Genomic DNA, 1,712 nt, shown 5'->3' with positions numbered 1-1,712 from the left:
CGGATCAGCCCTCCGCCGACGGGCTCCGACGCCTGGCCGGGGCCGCCTTCCTCGCCGTCTTCTTCGCGGCTCCCCGCTCCGGCGTTCCGGCGGTGCCCGCGGCCGTCCGCTTCCCCGGCGATCCCGCCTCGGCGAACTCCGGCAGCCACTCCAGCATCTCCGCCCGGAACGGCGCCTTCGCACCCAGCTGGCACAGCACCCCGATCGTGCTCAGCGTCACCCGGTGGATCAACAGGTACGACGGCGGCAGGTTCAACTGCTTGCCCAGGTTGTACGCGGGCGACCGCGGATCGGCGATCCGCGCCGCCTGCGCCCGCATCCACGACCGCGTGAAGTGGAACGACTCCACCGCCGCCGGCTCGATGATCGGCACCAGGTAGTCCAGCACCGCGTCCGGATCCAGCTCGATCGAGGGCTTCACGAAACCCTCCTCACGCAGCATCGCCAGCACACCCGCCGCGTCGCCGGCCAACGCCATCCGCAACGACGCCCCGATCGGTGCCGGAAGCCCGCCCGACAACCGGTCCACCGTCCCGAAGTCCAGCACCCCCAGCCGCCAGCCCCCCACCGGGCCGTCGTCCTTCAACAGCCGGAAGTTGCCCGGATGCGGATCCGCGTGCAGCAACCCCGTCCGCGACGGACCGGCGAACAGGAACCGCGCCAGCAGCCGGCCCGCCTGGTCCCGCTCCTCCTGCGAACCCGAGGCGATCACCTCCGCGAGCGGTGTGCCGTCCATCCACTCCGACACCAGTACCTGATCGGCCTGCGCCACCACACCCGGCACCACGATCTCCGGATCGCCCGCGAACTCCTCCGCGTGACGGCGCTGCGCCTGCGCCTCCAGCTCGTAGTCCAGCTCCTCGGCGACCCGCTCCCGCAACTCCGTGATCAGCGGCTTGATGTCCAGGCCCGGAACCAGCGGACCCAGCAGCCACGCCAACCGGCTCAGTTGCGACAGGTCCGCCAACAGCGCGTCCCCCGCCCCCGGGTACTGCACCTTCACCGCGACGACGCGCCCGTCGTGCCACACCGCCCGGTGCACCTGACCGATCGACGCGGCCGCCGCCGGCCGGTCGTCGAACTCCTGGAACAGGCTCCGCCAGTCCTCGCCGAGGCGCTGCGCCAGCGCCGCGTGCACCTTCGCGGCCGGCATCGGCGGCGCGGCGTCCTGCAGCTTGGTCAGCGCCGCCCGGTAGGGGCCGGCCACCTCCTCCGGCAGGGCGGCCTCGAAGACGGACAGCACCTGCCCGAACTTCATCGCCCCGCCCTTGAGCTCGCCCAGGACCTTGAACAGCTGGTCGGCGGTGGCCTGTTGCAGCTCGGCGGTCACCACCTCGGGGGACCGGCCGCCGATCCGCTTCCCGAGGCCGAGGGTGGCCCGGCCGGCTATCCCCAGCGGCAGGGCGGCGAGTCTTGCCGTGCGGGTCATTGCCTTGCGCGGAAGATCGCTCACCCGGGCCTCCAAGTCGACACGCCCAAGGCCCCCGGGGTGGAGGCCGATCGTCATACGCCATTGTGCCCGTTCGACGGCGCGGCCCCGGCCGGATTCCGCCGCCCCGTCGGGGCAGCCCCGCCCGGACCGCCCCGCCGGGGCGCACCGTGCGCGTCAGCCCCGGGGATCGTGCACGGGCGTTGCGATCGTTGAGCCGGCCGCCACGGTGGCCCCTCCCTCCCCCGCCCTGGCGCCCTTTCCCCACTCTTCTGGGGCCCCC

Annotated in this window: 1 protein-coding gene; it reads right to left on the bottom strand. The window is 73.4% G+C overall.

Annotated elements, in window-relative coordinates:
- Positions 1 to 4: 4 nt before the first annotated feature.
- Positions 5 to 1,453, bottom strand: coding sequence for an ABC1 kinase family protein (locus tag ABD308_RS38935; protein WP_344345780.1), 1,449 nt, complete (start codon positions 1,451 to 1,453; stop codon positions 5 to 7).
- Positions 1,454 to 1,712: the final 259 nt, after the last annotated feature.

The organism is Kitasatospora putterlickiae (assembly GCF_039527695.1).
Taxonomy (GTDB): domain Bacteria; phylum Actinomycetota; class Actinomycetes; order Streptomycetales; family Streptomycetaceae; genus Kitasatospora; species Kitasatospora putterlickiae.
The sequence above is the reverse complement of the archived record's forward strand: the minus strand, read 5'-3'. Positions and strand labels throughout refer to the sequence as shown.